General features: G+C 33.6%; 16 protein-coding genes and 1 pseudogene. 16 read left to right on the top strand and 1 reads right to left on the bottom strand.

Annotation, left to right across the window (positions count from 1 at the left end; translation table 11 throughout):
* Positions 1-91 precede the first annotated feature (91 nt).
* The 14 genes and pseudogenes from LQ693_RS08125 (at position 92) to LQ693_RS08055 (ending at position 14841) form a co-directional block, all read left to right on the top strand.
* The gene (locus LQ693_RS08125) at positions 92-1093 is read left to right on the top strand and encodes an NADP-dependent oxidoreductase (RefSeq protein WP_107577127.1); all 1002 of its coding nucleotides are present in this window, start codon (positions 92-94) and stop codon (positions 1091-1093) included.
* Between the two features lie 196 nt (positions 1094-1289).
* Positions 1290-4295, top strand: coding sequence for an NEAT domain-containing protein (locus LQ693_RS13710; RefSeq protein WP_275584179.1), 3006 nt, complete (start codon positions 1290-1292; stop codon positions 4293-4295).
* A 30-nt stretch (positions 4296-4325) separates the two neighbouring features.
* Positions 4326-4448: pseudogene (locus LQ693_RS13830) on the top strand (LPXTG cell wall anchor domain-containing protein); the annotation flags it as partial.
* Between the two features lie 475 nt (positions 4449-4923).
* On the top strand, positions 4924-6102 hold the full coding sequence (locus LQ693_RS08105; RefSeq protein WP_107590786.1) for a YbfB/YjiJ family MFS transporter: 1179 nt from the start codon (positions 4924-4926) through the stop codon (positions 6100-6102).
* Positions 6103-6200: 98 nt separating this feature from the next.
* A complete protein-coding gene (locus LQ693_RS08100; RefSeq protein ID WP_025906953.1) occupies positions 6201-6911 on the top strand; it encodes a GntR family transcriptional regulator in 711 nt (236 codons plus the stop codon).
* A gap of 55 nt (positions 6912-6966) precedes the next feature.
* Positions 6967-8067 (top strand): SIS domain-containing protein, encoded by a 1101-nt coding sequence (locus LQ693_RS08095; protein WP_107590785.1) that lies wholly within the window; start codon positions 6967-6969, stop codon positions 8065-8067.
* A 12-nt stretch (positions 8068-8079) separates the two neighbouring features.
* Positions 8080-9015, top strand: coding sequence for a 1-phosphofructokinase family hexose kinase (locus LQ693_RS08090; RefSeq protein ID WP_107590784.1), 936 nt, complete (start codon positions 8080-8082; stop codon positions 9013-9015).
* Entirely contained in the window at positions 9012-9953 is a 942-nt protein-coding gene (locus LQ693_RS08085; protein ID WP_107590783.1) for a tagatose 1,6-diphosphate aldolase, read from the top strand. Before LQ693_RS08090 ends, LQ693_RS08085 begins: the two co-directional genes overlap by 4 nt.
* A 22-nt stretch (positions 9954-9975) precedes the next feature.
* The gene (locus LQ693_RS08080) at positions 9976-11760 is read left to right on the top strand and encodes a glycoside hydrolase family 35 protein (protein ID WP_239703152.1); all 1785 of its coding nucleotides are present in this window, start codon (positions 9976-9978) and stop codon (positions 11758-11760) included.
* Entirely contained in the window at positions 11761-12237 is a 477-nt protein-coding gene (locus tag LQ693_RS08075) for a PTS sugar transporter subunit IIB (RefSeq protein ID WP_025906948.1), read from the top strand.
* 27 nt (positions 12238-12264) lie between these two features.
* The gene (locus tag LQ693_RS08070) at positions 12265-13167 is read left to right on the top strand and encodes a PTS mannose/fructose/sorbose/N-acetylgalactosamine transporter subunit IIC (protein WP_025906947.1); all 903 of its coding nucleotides are present in this window, start codon (positions 12265-12267) and stop codon (positions 13165-13167) included.
* The gene (locus tag LQ693_RS08065) at positions 13154-14011 is read left to right on the top strand and encodes a PTS system mannose/fructose/sorbose family transporter subunit IID (RefSeq protein WP_107590781.1); all 858 of its coding nucleotides are present in this window, start codon (positions 13154-13156) and stop codon (positions 14009-14011) included. The genes LQ693_RS08070 and LQ693_RS08065 overlap by 14 nt, the downstream gene beginning before the upstream one ends.
* A gap of 18 nt (positions 14012-14029) precedes the next feature.
* A complete protein-coding gene (locus LQ693_RS08060) occupies positions 14030-14425 on the top strand; it encodes a PTS sugar transporter subunit IIA (protein ID WP_239703151.1) in 396 nt (131 codons plus the stop codon).
* A 68-nt stretch (positions 14426-14493) separates the two neighbouring features.
* Complete coding sequence (locus LQ693_RS08055) at positions 14494-14841, top strand: DUF2200 domain-containing protein (protein ID WP_025906944.1); 348 nt, start codon at positions 14494-14496, stop codon at positions 14839-14841.
* Positions 14842-14878: 37 nt separating this feature from the next.
* On the opposite strand, the gene LQ693_RS08050 is transcribed toward LQ693_RS08055, so the two are convergent.
* Entirely contained in the window at positions 14879-15658 is a 780-nt protein-coding gene (locus LQ693_RS08050) for a class I SAM-dependent methyltransferase (protein WP_204172452.1), read from the bottom strand.
* 134 nt (positions 15659-15792) lie between these two features.
* On the opposite strand from LQ693_RS08050, the gene LQ693_RS08045 reads away from it, so the two are divergent.
* Entirely contained in the window at positions 15793-16311 is a 519-nt protein-coding gene (locus LQ693_RS08045) for an NUDIX hydrolase (protein ID WP_199185206.1), read from the top strand.
* 377 nt (positions 16312-16688) lie between these two features.
* On the top strand, positions 16689-18526 hold a 1838-nt coding region (locus tag LQ693_RS08040), incomplete at its 3' end, for a YSIRK-type signal peptide-containing protein (protein WP_239743652.1).

Raw genomic sequence — 18526 nt, 5'->3', positions numbered from 1 at the left:
CGAACAGACTGTTTGACTCACTTCATAATCACGTTTAATATTTACAAGCGTAAAGTAAGTAATTACTTTTTATAAATGAGGAGGATAATCCATGAAAAATGAACAAATTGTATTAGCTAAAAGAACTGAAGGTATCCCTCAAGATGATGTATTTCGTTATGAAGAAATAGAAGTGAAAGAACCAAATAATGAAGAAGTATTATTAAAATCAATATATGTTTCTGTAGATCCATACATGAGAGGACGTATGAATGATTCTAAAAGTTATACGCAGTCATATGAATTAGACAAACCATTTAACGGCCATATCGTTGCAGAAGTCATTCAATCAAATGCTTCTGACCTTAAAGAAGGCGATATTGTAACAGGTATTTTACCTTGGCAAAAATATATAACAATTAATGAGAAATATGTTACTAAAATACCATCAACTGAAGTACCGTTATATCTATATTTAAGTGTACTCGGAATGCCTGGTATGACAGCTTATCAAGGACTCTTGAAAATTGGTAAACCTCAAGAAGGTGAAACAGTAGTTGTTTCAGCAGCATCTGGTGCGGTTGGTTCTGTCGTAGGACAAATTGCTAAGCTGAAAGGTGCGCACGTAGTAGGTATTGCAGGCGGATCAGAGAAAGTAAATTACTTAACTGAAACATTAGGCTTTGATGAAGGTATAGATTATAAGAAAGATGACTTTGCTGAAGCATTAGAAAAGGCCGTTCCAAATGGTATAGATGTTTATTTTGAAAATGTTGGTGGTGCACTTTCAGATGAAGTGTTTAAACATTTAAATAAATTTGCGCGTATACCAGTTTGTGGCGCAATTTCTTCATATAACCTTAAAGGCGAAGATATTGGACCACGTATTCAACAAACATTGATTAAAAGCCAAGCATTGATGCAAGGATTCATAGTTGCACAATTTAATGAAGATGTTAAAGAAGCAAGTGAACAGTTAGCACAATGGGTACAAGAAGGGAAAATTAAATCCGAAGTTACAATAGATGAAGGATTTGATCAAATTCCAAATGCATTCCGTAAGTTATTTACAGGCGATAATTTTGGTAAACAAGTTATAAAAGTAGCTGAATAAAAGATTTGAAATCAGTTTAGGGTGAACATGCCCTAAACTGATTTTTTTGTGCGCTCATTTAGACGAGTATAATCTGTCGAAAAATGACAAAAATATCCATTTATTTATTCCTAAAATTTTGATTAGATGGTATAATTTTGAATTAACAAATGATAACGATTATCATTATCGACTTTAAAATACGGGAGAGATGAATATGACAACACAACACGAGCACAACAAGAATCGTTCAACAATCAAGAAGCAACATCATTTTTCTATTAGAAAATTGTCGGGAGGGATAGCTTCTATTGCAATTGGTGCGACTTTATTTTTAGGAGCAGGTCAAACAGCTAATGCAATGGAAGATAAAGTTGATACAGTAAATGAAGCAACGACTGCTACAGACGATAATCAAAGTGAACCAGTCGTGGCAGACGATGCTACAGTTACTGAAAAAGCAGAAGCACCAGCTGCAGAAAATACAGATGATGAAACAGAAAGTAATGACGGTGTAACTGAAGAAGTTCAAGGTTCTGATGCGACTGACTCGTCAGATGTAAATGCAGATGATGCAAAGGCAAATAGCGTATCTGCAGACGACTCAACTGCAGATGATGGAACAAGTTTGGGAGAAGAATCTGAAGCAGCAGAGGAAGAAGAAACTGGAACAGCAGTTACAAATAAAGAGAGAGAATTTTACAATGAAGATGAAACATTAGAATCAGCTGTTGGATCTGACGAAGCGGCAGACAATGCAACAACTGCAGCGACTACTGATAAAAAGGAAAGTGCTGTATCTGAAGAAAACGAAGCACATGACTTTGGATTTATTGTAAAGAAAGAAGCTGAAGATGAAAAATCAGTAATGGATAATTATTTAGAACATCCTTCAAAAGTAAGTCATGAAAATGGAAAAACATATGTGAATTTCACATTATTAAGCCCTGACTGGTGGAAGATGTTTGAATTATATAATGGTGACGAAAAACTTAATATGACAACATTAGAAGAAAATGATGATAAACGTGTTGTTAAAGTTGAAGTACCATCAGGCGTTACAGAACTTACATCAAAAGTACATATCGTTGTACCATTTATTAACTATGACAACAAATATACAACACGCGTTATTTTTGATGAAGCAGTTCCAGAAGCACCTAAAGTAGAAAAAGAAGCTCCAAAAGCGGAAACACCAAAAGACGATTCAACAAAAGAAGAAGCTCCAAAAGCGGAAACACCGAAAGACGACAAAGTAACGGAAGAAAAACCGAAAGAAGAAACACCGAAAGCAGAAACGCCAAAAGAGGAAACACCAAGTGAAGATACAGAAGATCAAGATGAAAATAAAGTTTCTGCAAATAAAGAAGGACAAGACTTCGGTTTTATTGTGAAAAAAGAAAAAGAAGATGCTAGATTAGTTTCAGATCGTTATTTTGAACATCCTTCAGTAATAAGCCATGAAAATGGAAAAACATTTGTTACCTTTACATTGAAACGTCCTGATTTTTGGAAGAAGTTTGAATTATATAATGGTGATGAAAAACTAAATACTACAATTATAGAAGATACTGAAGAGAAACGTGTTGTTAAGGTTGAAGTACCTACAGGTGTATCAGCACTTACATCTAAATTACATTTATATATCCCTTATGGTGATACCTATGATTACGATATCACAACACGCGTTGTTTTTGATAAAGCTATTCCAGATGGATCTCAAGTAGCTCCAGAGGCACCAAAATCCGATGCAGAGACTCCAAAAGCAGAACCAGATGCACCAAAAGCAGAGCCAGAAAAACCAAAAACAGATGCGGAGGCACCAAAAACAGATACAGAAACACCTAAAGCGGATCAAGAACAAACTTCTAAATTAAGAGAAGATATTAAAAATAAAGAAATCCATAATAAAACAGTTGATGGTGAAAAACGACCAATTAACTTTAAAGTTATTAATCCTAAAGATAATTCAGAAATATTCTATTATGCAGCTATGATTAAAGATCCAGCAAATATTGTTTTTGATGGCGATCAACCTATTTTAGAATTGCATGTAGATGCACCTTCTACATGGTTAGAATTTGACTTATTTGATGGCGATAAAAAATTAGACTACGACGTTGTTTCATATGATATTGAAAATGAAGTAGCAACTATTAGAGTTAAAGTTAATGAAAATACGAAAGAATTAAAAGTAAAAGGAACTGCACTTGCACTAGGTAGTAAGACTGAACATGAGCTTGGTCATATCGTATTTGATAAACCAATTACTAAAGATGCTTCTAATTATGCAACAGCAGATGATTATAAGAAACAAAAAGATAGAGAGAAATATGATAAAGCTATTACTTTAGAAGATAAAGTGCGTGAGCTTGAGAAATTAATCGATAAAGTTTCTGATGATGAAAAACCACAACTTCAAGAAGAATTAAAAGGACTTAAAGATAAATTAGCTAAAGAATTAGAAACTGCGGTTACAGAATTTGAAAAAGCACCAGTTACAAATGTAGACACTTCAAAAGCAAAAGATAGAAACTTTAAAGTTTTACACAGTTCTAAAGAGGATCAATCTCATATGGACTTTGAAGTAGAGCACCCAGCTAAATTAGTTGAATATAATGGTAAGAAGATGTTAGCCGTTACATTAAAACATGATTCAATGTGGAAAGATTTCCAAGTAGAAGGTGAAGATGGATATAAACGTCCTATTACAATTAGTAAAGATAGTGAAAAAGATACAAGAACAATCTTATTCCCTGTTGTAGAAGGTAAAGATTTCTATAATGCAATCATTAAAATTCATTTAATAACACCACATATTGAATATGAAGGATCATACCATGTAAGAATTAAGGACTTAGGAGATGCAGCTGAAACAGCAACACCAGAACCAACACCAAGTACTGAACCAGCACCTGCACCAACGCCAGAACCGAGTCCAGCTCCAGATAATAAACAAGAGCCAACAAAAGATCAGCCATCAACAGCAACACCAGATCAAAAACCAGAACCGGCAAAAGATCAGCCATCAACACCAACACCAGATCAAAAACAAGAACCAACAAAAGATCAACAACCAACAGTTAAACCAGATCAAAAATCAGTTGAGCCAGTAGCAAGCAAAGATAAAGTTGAACCAGCAAAACAAGAAGCAAATAAAGAAAAAGCAGAAACTGAATCAACAAAACAAGAAGCAAGTAAAGAAAAAGCAACAACTGAATAACCAAAAGAACAAGCTAAGAAACAAGAAAATAAAAATGAATTACCAAATACAGGTGAGCTTGATAATACACAATATGCATTATTTGGATCACCTATTGCAGGATTAGGTTCATTATTCTTCATCGGTAGAAGAAAAACAAAAAATAGTAAATAAATATGAGACATAAAAAATAGTAATTCATCATGCCAACAAAGTCACAACTGTGATTTTGTTGGCATTTTTTATAAGCAGTTTTGGTGAGAAGTGCAAATAAGGAGTCCAGTAATTACAATTCTTAGTAGTTTTGTAACTAAGGGGGTCCATAGTAACATTTCGGATGAGTTTTGTAACTAACACCCCCGTTATGAACAAGTTTAGGAAGAAGTGTTCACAACGCTCCCGTTACGAACAAGTTAAGGCAGAAGTGTTCACAACGCTCCCGTTACGAACAAGTTAAGGCAGAAGTGTTCACAACGCCCTCGTTATGAACAAGTTAAGGCAGAAGTGTTCACAACCCGCAACAATCCTCATCACACTCATTCCCCATATCCTTCTTCATTCTCCATATCTTTCTCCTATAAATTCATCTTGTATATTAATGATATGAGGAGGATAATAATGTTTAAATATAGAAAATGAGGTGCATAAATTGTCAGCAAATAAAGCATATAAACAATTACTACTAGGAATGTTATCACTATTTATTGTCATGGCAATTGGGCGATTTTCGTACACACCTATTTTACCTTTTATGCAAAAGGCGACTCATTTAACAAACGAAAATGCTGGTTTACTGGCCACGGTCAATTACTTAGGATATTTAATTGGTGCGATGATTCCGACCTTTTTAATTATTAAAAGTAAAGTGGTAGATTTAAAAATTTATTTATTAATCAATATTATTTCTGTTTTATTGATGGGTGTTACGCAAGGTTTTCTTGTATGGAATATTTTAAGATTCATTGCTGGCATTACTAGTGGTACTGTATTTGTGTTAGCTTCAAATGTTGTGCTCGAGTCTTTAAATAAAGGTGGAAAATCTCATTTATCTGGATTCTTATATAGTGGTGTAGGGATTGGTATCTTTACAAGTAGCATATTTATTCAAATTTATACAGATTATAATACTTGGGCATCAACATGGATTATCTTAGGTATCGCTTCATTGATGCTAGGCTTTATTGTTATATTCTTTATGAAAGAAATTAAAGAACCTGTTAACTTAGAACAAAAGACAATACATATAAATGATCAAAATAGTGCATTATATACAAAATGGTTTATGGTATGTTTCTCAATAGCTTATTTATTAGAAGGTGCAGGATATATTGTCACAGGTACGTTCTTAGTTGCGATTGTTGAATCTATTCCAGATTTAAAAGAATATGCAGCACTTAGTTGGATGTTTGTTGGTATGGCAGCAATACCTTCATGTGTATTATGGTCTATTTTAGGCAATAAAATTGGATTTATTAAAGCGATATATTTAGCGTTCATTCTACAAATTATTGGCGTGATTTTACCAGTGTTTTCGCATAATATTATAAGCTTAATCATAAGTTCATGTCTGTTTGGTGGGACATTCTTAGGATTAACGACTTTATTTATGTCTCGTGGTCAGCTTATGAGTGCTGTCTCAGGAAGAAATTTAGTCGCTTTACTAACATTTATCTATAGTCTCGGACAAGTTGTAGCACCTTACTTTGCAGGTATCCTTATCGGAAGTTCTAATAACTATAATGGCGCATTGATATTTGCCTCTTCATTATTAATACTCGCTCTTGTCGCAATATTTATGAGCATAAGACCGTATCGACCTAAAAGTTAGAGTAGTGCAAATATACATTTTTATAAAGTGTTTACATTTTAAAGAGAATGATTTATAATTAAAACTGGTTATAACCAGTTGGAATAGGAATGATTGAGATGCTAAAAAATACACATTTATATTATCAAGTTTATGCAAAAATTAAAGATAAGATTATTTCAGGTGAATACAAAGAAGGCGACAAGTTACCTTCAGAACGAAAGCTTTGCGATGAATACGAAGTTAGCAGAATAACGATTAGAGAAGCGCTAGATAACTTAGAAGCAGAAAGTTTAATTCAAAGAGAACATGGTAAAGGATCTTTTGTATTAGGTAATCAATATAATCAGAAGATGAATAATCTTTATAGCTTCAAAGATGAAGTTGAAAAAAGCGGCGACAAAGCAAGTACAAAGGTAATAAGTATTCAAAGAGTAAAGCCTAGTATTTATATTCAAGAAAAAATGCAGCTCAAATCATTTCAAGAAGTGTATGAACTTAAAAGGTTAAGATTAGCCAATGATAAACCGTTAGTATTTGAGACTAGTTACTTACCTTTAAAGAATTGCGAAGGGTTGGATCGATTTGATTTTAATGAAGTATCATTATACGAAACATTAAATACGCATTACCAAATTCAAATCAATCATGCCTATGAAACATTAACAGCAAAAAATATAACTAAAGAACAAGCGCAACATTTAGAAAAACATGTTAATGATCCATGTATGTTTATAGAAAGATATAGTTTTGTAAATGATGAGATTATTGAGTACACAGAGAGTGTTGCAAGCGGTAAAGACTATAAGTACACAGTAGACTTAATATAGTCTTTATATATACAAACTGGTTATGACAACATTACCAATATTGGAGGGGAAAGTATTGTTAAACACAACGGACACATATTCGGAGATTAAACAACAACCTGAAATGTGGCAATTAACAGAAGAGATTATTAAAGATATTAAATCAGATTTTGATGAATTTATTAAAGATATAGAGAAAAATGCAACTGGGAAGTTAAAGGTGCTATTTACTGGTGCAGGGTCATCAGCGTATGTCGGAGATATTTTAAGAACAGCAATTGATACGAAACATATGCCTAAGTGGGATTTTGAATCTGTACCAACGACACACTTTGTTACGAGTCCTGAAGCGTATATAGATTCAGAAACGACGTATTTAATTGTGTCATTTGCTAGATCTGGTAATAGTCCTGAAACGAAAGCAACGATTGATTTAGTCGAACAATTATCAGATAACGTACATCATTTATTTATCACAAATAATAAAAGTGGTTATTTAGCAACTGAAGAAAGTTTAAAACATGTTTTTAAAGTGATTCTTCCTAAACAAACAAATGATAAATCATTAGCAATGACATCAAGCTTTTCTTCAATGCTTGTAGCAGGTTATTTATTATTTAATGGATCGATTACGAATGGCTTTTATGATACTGCAGATTCGCTATTTGAATATTTGGAAGAACTAGCAGATCAAACATTACAAAAATCATTTGAAAAAGTATTTTACGTAGGAACTGGTTTGTTAGGTGAACTTACTAAAGAAGTTAGCTTAAAATTAAATGAACTAACAGGCGGTCATGTTGAGATTGCTAGAGAAACGACATTAGGATTTAGACATGGTCCTAAAGCAGGACTAAAGAAAGGGTCTATTTTTATATTGCTTAGAAGTAATGAAACGTATAAACGTGACTATGAAAGTGACTTATTAAATGAAGTGAACAAAGTTAAAGATAAGTACCAGTTGCTTATATTAGATGGTCAATCTTCAGATGAAAGTACACAAATACCGAATATCGAGGATTATAACGACTTTGAAATAGGGCTGATTTACTTAATGTTTGGTCAATTATTAGCAAGCAAAAAATCTGTCGAACTTGGCTTGAATCCTGATAATCCGAGTCCAGATGGCTTTATCAATCGTGTTGTTAAAGGGGTAACAATATATTCATATAGCTAAAGGGTGAGAAGAATGATTTTGACCAATACATTAAATCCATCTATCGATATCAGCTATCAAGTTGAAAGTCTTGAAATTGGGGCGGTGCATAGACCAACGCAAATGATTAAAAATGCTGGCGGTAAAGGTATAAATGTGACGAAAGTTCTGAATGATTTAGGTGCAGACGTGACAGCTACAGGTTATTTAGGTGGAACGAATGGACAATGGATTCAAACACAACTCGAACAAAGAAATATTCAACTTCAATTCATTGATATAGAAGGTAATACAAGACAGTGTATCGCCATTAACGATGGTGAACATCAAACTGAAATTCTCGAAGGTGGTCCAGAAGTATCTGAAGCATCTCAAGCGTTGTATCTTAAACAATTGGCGGATATCGCGCATCAGTACAAAGTTGTAACTATCAGCGGAAGCACACCAAAGTTAATGAATCAGTCAAAGACTGCATATATGATCAAAGTATTAAATCCATTAACGAATACTTACAACATAGTCGATATAGATGGTCAATCGTTAAAAGCAATTTTAGGACAGAGTGCTCATATTCATGCGATAAAACCTAATCAATCAGAATTTGAAGACTTAGTTAATCAAAAGGGGTTAAGTCACCAAGACATTTTCAAGATTCTAAAAACAAATCAGTTATTTAAAGATGTGGATGTATTTGTAACGCTTGGTTCTGAAGGTGCGATTATTAAATTGAAAGAGACGATTTACAAAGCAACTTTACCAAATATAAATGCGGTTAATCCTGTAGGTTCAGGAGATGCTACTGTGGCAGGTATCGCTTATAGTGTGGAGCATGATTTAGATCCTGTAACGACAATTCAAACAGCATTAGCGTGTGGTACTTCAAATGCGATGCAGGCTGCAACGGGAAAAATCATTCAACAAGAAGTGGATGATTTAATCAAAAAAGTGGGAGTGGAGAAATTAGGATGACAAATAAAGATATTAATAAACTCGTCGATGATAAAGGGATATTCGCTGCAATTGCTGTTGACCAAAGAGGGGCACTCAAAAGATTACTTGGTGAACAAGGAACGGATGACAACGTTGCATTATTTAAAAAGCTTGTATCTGAAACACTTTCACCAAGTGGTTCTAGTATTCTATTAGACCCTGAATATGGTAAAGATGGCATACAAGCTAAGGCTAAAGATGCTGGATTAATTTTAGCTTATGAACAAACTGGATACGATAAATCAGTAGTCGGTAGATTACCAAGATTAGTTGAAGGTTTATCTGTTAAACAATTAAAAGAGATGGGTGCTGACGGTATTAAATTACTCATCTATTATGACGTCGATGAGCCGGATGATATTAATGATGTAAAGAAAGATTTAGTGCAACAAGTTGGACAAGAAACGGTCGAAGAGAATATTCCATTTCTATTAGAAATCTTAACTTATGATGATCAAATAGGTGATGAAAAAGGTCAATCCTATGCTAAAGTTAGACCACATAAAGTGATAGAGGCGATGAAAGCTTTTAGTGATAAAAAATATAACGTCGATGTACTTAAAGTTGAAACACCCGTTAATATGAACTATGTCGAAGGTTTTACAGAAGATTATGTCTTTAGTAAAGATGAAGCGGCATCATATTTTAAAGAACAAGACAGTGCAACTTCAATACCTTACATATATTTAAGTGGGGGCTTAACTTCACAACAATTTAAAGATACACTTGTCTTTGCACATGAAAGTGGTGCGCATTTCAATGGTGTATTATGCGGACGTGCAACATGGCAAGGTGGAACTGTTGTACTCAAAGAGCAAGGTCAAGAAGCTGCTAAAGAATGGTTAAACAGTGAAGGCATTCATAATTTAAAAACGCTCAATGACATCATACAGAAGACAGCAACTCCAATAAGATAAACAAAGAACAGGTGGTGAAAAGATGCATAAATTTGAAATTGACACTGATTTCTTATTAGACGATAAACCTATTCAAATATTGTCTGGTGCCATTCATTATTTTAGAGTACCTAAAGATGACTGGTATCATTCGTTATACAATTTGAAAGCACTCGGTTTTAATACAGTTGAAACCTATATTCCGTGGAATTATCACGAACCTCGGGAAGAACACTTTGAATTTAGTGGCGAAAAAGATATTCAACACTTTATTCAATTGGCTGAAGAATTAGGTCTTTACGTAATTATAAGACCATCTCCATTTATATGTGCAGAATGGGAGTTTGGTGGTTTACCTTCATGGTTGCTCAATTACAAAGACATGAGAATTCGTTCGTCAGACCAACGATTTATCGATAAAGTAGACCGATATTATACACAATTATTTAAAATTTTAAAGCCGTTACAAATTGATCATAATGGACCGATTATCATGATGCAGATTGAAAATGAATATGGCTCATTCGGTGAAGATAAATCATATTTAAATATGATTAAAGATTTAATGATTAAACATGGTACAACAGTGCCACTATTTACATCTGATGGTGGATGGGCACAAACTTTGAGAGCGGGCAGTATGGCAGAAGAGAATATTTTACCAACCGCAAACTTTGGATCTAAGACGGATTTAAACTTTCAAAATTTAAAATCATTCCATGAAGAATTTCAGAAAAAATGGCCACTCATGTGTATGGAATTTTGGGATGGTTGGTTTAATAGATGGGGCGATGACATTATTAAACGAGAAAGTGATGATTTAGTTGCCGAAGTAAGAACTGCCGTTCAACAAGGACATATCAATTTATACATGTTTCATGGTGGTACGAATTATGGATTTTGGAACGGTTGCTCAGCTAGAGGTACGGTAGACTTACCTCAAATCACTTCTTATGACTATGATGCACCGCTTAATGAAATGGGCAATCCGACTCAAAAGTATTATGATTTGCAGAAAATGCTTAAAGAAGAAATACCACATATCGAGCAATCAGCACCTTTAATAAAAGATTTTATTGAATTGGATCACATTCAACTACAAGATAAAGTCAGTTTGTTTAATGTTCTAGATGAAATATCGTACAAGACGACTTCTAAATATCCAGAGACGATGGAAGAAGCGGGTGATGGACTTGGTTACATGCTTTATCATACGAAAATACACAAAGATTCACCATTTGAAAAATTTAGAATTGTTGATGCACGAGATAGAGTAAAGATGTATATAGATGGTAAACATGTTTATACGGCTTATCAACAAGAAATCGGCGATGCTTTTGAAGTTGAGTTACATTCAGAAGAACCTCAAATCGATATACTCGTTGAAAATATGGGGCGTGTCAATTATGGATATAAATTGCTTGCGAGTACACAAAGAAAAGGTTTAGGACAAGGTTTAATGCAAGATTTGCACTTTGTTCAAGACTATGAACAATTCCATATTCAATTAGAGCAACTAAACAAGGAGCATTTTGAAAAGGAATGGATTGAAGGGACACCTGCATTTTACAGGTATGTGTTTACGTTAAATGAAGCAAACAATACGCATATTGATGTAAGCGCTTTCTCAAAAGGTGTAGTATTAGTGAATGGCGTGAACATAGGTAGATATTGGAATGTTGGACCAACAGCATCCCTATATATATCAAAAGCACTGCTTCATGAAGGGGAAAACGAAATTATTATTTTTGATACTGAGGGGACATATAACCAAGAAATTAATTTGGTGAAAGAACCTAAATTTATTCAAAAAAAGGGAGAGATTTAAATGACAATTATAGCGAATAGAATTGATGGTAGGCTGATTCACGGGCAAGTAGCAAATTTGTGGACGACAAAACTAGATATTACAAGACTTATGGTTATTGATGATGTTGTTGCTGAAAGTACAGTAGATAAAAGCGGGCTTAAATTAGCAACGCCAGCTGGTGTTAAATTAAGTGTATTACCTGTTAAAAAGGCAGCGGATAATATACTAAATGGTAAATATGACTCTCAAAGATTAATGGTGATTGCCAAAGGACCTGATCAATTTTTAGAACTTGTAAACTATGGTGTAAAAATTGATGAGTTAAATGTTGGTAATATGTCTCAAACAAATGAAACAAGATCAATCAAACGTTCGATTAATGTTACGGATAAAGATATAGAAACATTTAAAGAACTTAACAACAAAGGTATTCGAATTATTTCGCAAATGGTTCCAAATGATAATAGTGAAGATTTCATGTCATTGATTAAATAATATTTAAACAAAAAGGGGTTTTTAATTATGGAAATATTATGGTGGCAAGTTCTGCTTTTAACATTATATGCGGGTTATCAAATATGGGATGAGCTTCATCTTTATTCTTCAATAAGCCAACCCGTATTCGCAGGTTTAATTGCAGGGTTAATAATGGGAGATGTAACAACTGGTTTAATTATCGGTGGTAGCATGCAGTTAACAATTTTAGGGGTTGGTACATTCGGAGGTGCATCAAGAATTGATGCGAACTCAGGTACAATTTTAGCGGTAGCTTTCTCAGTTGCATTAGGTATGCAGCCGACTCAAGCAATTGCTACATTAGCCGTACCTGTTGCGAGTTTGATGATTCAAACAGATATTCTAGCTCGATTTACAAATACATTCTTTGCACATCGTATAGACGCTAAAATCGAACAAATGGATTATAAAGGAATTGAACGTTATTATATTGCAGGTATTATTCCATGGGCATTATCAAGAATGATTCCAGTATTCTTAGCATTAGCATTTGGTGGTTCTGTCGTTAAAACAGTTGTGAATTACTTGAACGCTGACTTAAAGTGGCTTGGAGATGGATTAACAACTGCAGGAGCTGTATTACCAGCAGTCGGTTTTGCAATCTTATTAAGATACTTACCTATTAAGAAACATTATATGTATTTCATTTTAGGATTTGTATTAACAGCGTTATTAGCTACAGTATTTGATGGTATGAGTGGTTTAGGTACAGCTGTATCAGGACTTGATAAGAAATTTGATGCGGTATTCAATCCTCTACCTATGTTAGCCATTGCGTTAATCGGATTTTCATTTGCTGCAATGGAATACAAACGTACTTCTTTAGCAAAACCAGTACAACCTGGAGAAATGAATACTTCTAATTCTCAAAATGATGATGAAGGGGAGATTGAAGATGACGAACTATAATCAAAATGTTGATCCTAAAGAACAAAATGTCACAACAGAAGGTCAGTATAAATTAACTAAAAAAGATTTTAGACAAATTAATAGAAGAAGTTTATTAGGCTTCCAAGCCGGATGGAACTACGAACGTATGCAAGGATCTGGCTATTTATATATTATGCTTCCACAATTACGTAAAATTTATGGTGACGATACACCAGAGCTAAAAGAAATGATGCATACACATGCTCAATTCTTCAATACGAGTAACTTTTTCAACACAATTGTGACGGGTATTGATGTCGCAATGGAAGAACAAGAACAAATTAAATCTAAAGAATCTGTAAGTGGTATGAAAGTAGGTTTAATGGGCCCATTCGCTGCAGTAGGAGACTCTATATTCGGTTCATTAATTCCAACTATATTTGGGGCGTTAGCTGCCAATATGGCGATTAACGGAAATCCTTTTGGTGCTTTTATATGGTTAGCAGCGCAAATTGCCGTTATGGTCTTTAGATGGAAACAATTAGAATTTGCATATAAAGAGGGTATATCTTTAGTAACAACGATGCAACATAAGCTCGAATCATTAACAAATGCCGCTACATTGCTCGGGGTATTTATGGTCGGAGCACTCGTCGCCACGATGGTTAAAGTTCAATTTGCTTGGGAACCAAAAATTGGTGATTTAACGGTTAATATTCAAAATAATGTCGATATGATCTTACCAAAATTATTACCATTAGCAATTGTACTAGGTGTTTATTGGTTATTAGGCAAAAAACATATGAATTCAACACGTGCAATCTTTATCGTTATCATTGTAACGGTTATATTATCTGCATTAGGTGTATTAGCAAAAATTTAATCAATAGGAGTTTTCACAATGGGAAAATTAATTTTAGCAAGTCATGGTTCAATGTGTGAAGGTTTAAAAGAAAGTGTCGAAATGATATTAGGACCACAAGATAATATTGAAACTGTTGCACTTTTGCCGGATGAAGGACAAGAAGACTTTGAAAAGAAATTTCTAGAAGCAATCAATGATGAAGAAGTAACTGTATTTACAGATTTACTAGGCGGTACTCCAGCTAATGTCATTTCTAAAACTTTAATGACTGGAAAGCAGTTTGATTTATATGCCGGAATGAATTTGCCTATGGTTATTGCCTATCTAAATGGAGAAATGTTGAATCAAGAAGCGGACATCATTAATGAAACACAAAAAAGTATCGTAAAAGTAAATGATTTACTTCAAGACTTAGACGAAGATGATGAATAACGATTAAATTAGTCAATAAATGCTGTTACCCTTTATAATAAAGTAAAGATAAAAATGAGGGATGCATAATGAAAAATGAAAAAATATATGACATGCCAGTATCAAATGTTTATCCACATTACGTCACAAAAGCTGAGAAAAAAGGTAAAACAAAAGCAGACGTAGATGAAATCATCATTTGGTTAACAGGTTATAGTCAAGAATCATTAGATCAGCAGTTAGAAAACAAAACTGATTTTAGAACATTTTTTGAAGAAGCACCAAATATGAATCCAAATCGTAAACTGATCAAAGGCGTCATATGTGGCATAAGAGTTGAAGAAATCGAAGAACCACTTATGCAAGAAATTAGATACTTAGACAAATTAATAGATGAGTTAGCAAGAGGTAAGAAAAAAGAAAACATATTTAGGTGATATGAAGTAAAAGCATGGGATAATCTCCCGTGCTTTTTTAATGATATGCTACCCAAAGTGTCCACTGATCTTTTTCTATTATCGGAGAATCGGCTCTTACATATTTAGGGAATTGTGCTACAAATGATTTTAATTCTTGATCTGATAATTCAAATAGAATACTACGACCTTTTCTTGATAAATAATCATGCTGTAAGGATTCTATCGTTGCATATGTTTGTCTAATTTCATTAATTTTTAATGTTTCAACATTATTAAATCCAACATCATATAATGCCTTTGTAACATCTGCTTCTGAATGTCTTCTCTTTGAATCAAAATCCCGAAGCCTTGGAAAATGTTCATATAAATATCCGCGTAGATTGTTTGAAGAAGCGGGAATCGTTAAATCTTCAATAGTTCGATCTTGAATGACAAATATGCTGTTATCTTTTAGAATACGCTTTGTTTCTAAAAAAGCTTTTTGTAAATCTTGAATATGATGAATGAGCGCTCTTGAAAGGATAAAATTCTGTGACTGGTTGGCTAAATGATTACTGAATATATCTCCAACTTCAAATTGTATATGGTTATTGTAAGCTTGTTCATTAGCTGATGCGATCATTATTTCAGATTGGTCTATACCTAAGACATGCTTAAATCCAAATTCACTTAATTGATTTGTGTAAATGCCGCCGCCACACCCGATGTCTAGTGCATTATTCTTATCAATATTAGATTGTTTGATGATGCCACTTATCAAAGTTACCCAATTATAATCAACCTTTCGTCCACTATACATATACTTATTATGCTCATCATGAAAAATATTATTCAAAATATCATCCCCTTTCCTTACACAATACACCTAAATGGATAGTTGTAATAATACACATAACTTATGTATAGCTATAACAAGGTGTTAATTTCAATGTGATAAAATATAATTACTATGATTACGGAGTGGTGAGAATGGAGACTTGGGATTTATACGATGAAAATAGGCAGTTATTAAATGAAACGATGACAAGAGGAAATGTAGTACCTGCTAATCGATATCATCTTGTGATTCATGTCTGTATTATTAATAAACAGGGACAATTACTAATACAAAAAAGAAGAGATGACAAACAAGGATGGCCAGGTAAGTGGGATTTCTCAGCAGGAGGTAGTGCGGTTCAAGGTGATACAAATAGAGTTGCAGCAGAACGAGAAACATATGAAGAACTAGGTATTAAATTAGACTTAACTAATCAAAGACCACATATCACAATTAATTTTGACGATGGATATGATGATTTTTTCATAGTGCATCAAGAGATAAATATAGAAAAACTAAGCTTTCCAACAGAAGAAGTACAAGAAGTAAAATGGGTTACAAAAGATGAATTATTAGACATGATTAAAGAAGGTTTATTTATTCCGTATAGGAATAGTCTTATAGAATTTATATTTGAAATGAATAATGAATTAGGAACAATAAGAGAGTAAAGAAACAGTTTAACTGTTTCTTTTTTTTGCGTAAATTTTATTATATAAATAAAATATTCAAAATAGTCAGACTCTATTTTGAAACACGTTTAAGTTTATAACAATAAATTTTGGATATTTTATATTTGAAAATGTTAAATCATGATAAATATTGATAATGATATATATTATGATGTATAAAACGAATCATATAAATTCTAATAATTGGATTAATTTATTTCATTTACTCCTTAAATGTAATTTTATAACAGTTGGAAAATCTTATATAAATATAGCTACATGGTATAATATTAGTTTCAGTATAAAAAAATATGGTGCAAAATTAAAATTATATAGTAATATTAAGTTGTATTTAAATAATTTGGGAGGAGTAAAATATGAGAGAAAAGAGAAGATACTCGATACGCAAATTCACGGTAGGAGCAGGATCAGTTTTAATAGGTTTAACGCTGTACTCGGGATTAAATACAGTAGAAGCAAGCGAAAATAATTATGAAACATCCATCAAGATTTCGGATAATGCATCAGATGATTCTGATGATAGTGATCAAGACAGTGATGCAATACAGGAAAGTAGTTTGAATTCTGAACAACAACAATCTACTTTAAAATCAACTGAGCAAGATTCGAAAGTCAATGTTACAAGTAATAATACGGGAAATGAATTAAATGAATCAGAAGTTCAAGAACCAACTTCAGAACAAGAGAATAGTAATAGCTCTGATGTTGCAGAAGATTCATCCGAAGTAATAAATAATGAAGAAGTAACAAATGATCAAGGGGAAGCTACATATGACGGTCAACCGTCTCAAGAGCAACCAGTAAGTAATAATGACTCAAAAGATACAAATAAACAAAATTCAGAAGAAACAACAGTAGATCAAACTGAACAAGGGAATGAATCAGAAGATTCTCCAACTGATGAACAAAATGTAGAAGACAATACTAAAGATGACATTGACCAATCAAATAATGATCGTCCTTCAGAAAATAGTGAGAATGTGGAAGATATAACATCAGAAGATAAAGGTGAAATTACTGACGATGTTTCTGAAGCAGATGAAGACAATGCATCAAACTCTGATGAAACATCTGAAGATGATACAGCTACAAAAGATGATTTAGAAGATAATTCAGAGAAAACAGACAGTGATAATGCTGAAGAACCAAGTAATGAAGAAGAGACAACAAAAGATGCCGTAGATGCAAATAAAGATTCAGAAAAAGATGTTGCATCTGATAATGAAATCAAAGAAGATGAGTCTGAAAAAAATACAGACGAAAAAGTAGAAACATCAAAAGATGAATCATTGCCTAAAGGTGTAACTAATAATACACAAACCGAAGCTACGAATAAGAGAATAGGGAATATTGGCACTAATGCTTTAATTGATGTAGATTTATTAAGCAATATGAAGTTAGACGCATCCCACAATGATGGGAAGTTACAATTGAAATTAGAAGGCTATCCAGTCTTGAATGTTGGTTTAGGTTCTAGTTATCCGACATTTCAGTTGCCTCCTCAATTTAGAGCATTAATGTCGAATCCTAATTTTAGAAACGCAGTAAAAATTGATTATGACTTGCCTCCAATGTTAATAGGATCAAGAAGAACAGGATCAATTACAGGAAATAATCTAAATATCGATCCAAATACTGGTGTAATATATGGTCAAGCACCGGAATTAATCTCATTATCTATTGCTAGTAGAATTACGTATACTTTAACTTTAGATTTAAATGCGCTAACAGCTGGTGGTATTCTTCCAGACTCTGATCAACCAGGAAGACATGAATATAACTTTAGATCAGCAGTTGGAGGTGGTCTTATTGATGTTGATTTATTAGCAAGTAGTGGTGATTCTGATTCAATAATTATTGAAGATGACGCGGATGCCGATGCCGATAGCGACTCAGATTCCGATAGTGACTCCGATGCGGACTCGGATGCAGACAGTGACTCAGATGCAGACAGTGATTCCGACGCAGATTCGGACTCCGACTGCGACTCGGATTCAGATAGCGACTCAGACTCAGACAGCGACTCCGACTCAGACAGTGACTCAGACGCAGATAGTGACTCAGACGCAGATTCCGACTCAGATTCAGATAGTGATTCAGACGCAGATAGTGACTCGGATGCAGACAGTGATTCGGATGCAGACTCAGATTCAGACGCAGATAGTGACTCAGATGCAGACAGTGATTCGGACGC

Origin of the sequence: Mammaliicoccus sp. B-M6, from assembly GCF_022386965.1 — a bacterium.
Lineage (GTDB): Bacteria > Bacillota > Bacilli > Staphylococcales > Staphylococcaceae > Mammaliicoccus > Mammaliicoccus sciuri_A.
The sequence above is the reverse complement of the archived record's forward strand: the minus strand, read 5'-3'. Positions and strand labels throughout refer to the sequence as shown.